Below are 394 nucleotides of genomic sequence, written 5' to 3'. Positions count from 1 at the left end.
ACTGTCGGCACAGCGTGCCGGAGCTTTAGTCCCGAGGATGAATGGATGTCGCAAGCGAATGAGTTGTTGATCGGCGCTGGCCCCGATGGCCAGCCGGTAGGGCAGGCCTGGCGCCTGGCCAACCGTCATGGATTGATCGCCGGCGCCACCGGTACCGGCAAGACGGTGACCTTGCAGCACCTCGCCGAATCCTTCAGCGATGCCGGTGTCGCGGTATTCGCCGCCGACATCAAGGGCGACCTGTGCGGCATCGCCGCGCCGGGCAACCCGCAGGGCAAGGTCGCCGAACGCATCGCCAGCATGCCGTGGCTGAACTACCAGCCGAAGGCCTACCCGACCACGCTCTGGGACATCGCCGGGAAGACCGGCCACCCGTTGCGCACCACCATCAGCG

1 protein-coding gene is annotated in these 394 nt (G+C 66.8%); it reads left to right on the top strand.

From position 1 onward, the window contains the following. Positions 1–45: 45 nt before the first annotated feature. On the top strand, positions 46–394 hold a 349-nt coding region (locus tag I6F16_RS37770), incomplete at its 3' end, for a helicase HerA-like domain-containing protein (RefSeq protein ID WP_225174813.1).

This window comes from Bradyrhizobium sp. IC4060 (assembly GCF_020193715.1).
Lineage (GTDB): Bacteria > Pseudomonadota > Alphaproteobacteria > Rhizobiales > Xanthobacteraceae > Bradyrhizobium > Bradyrhizobium yuanmingense.
The sequence above is the reverse complement of the archived record's forward strand: the minus strand, read 5'-3'. Positions and strand labels throughout refer to the sequence as shown.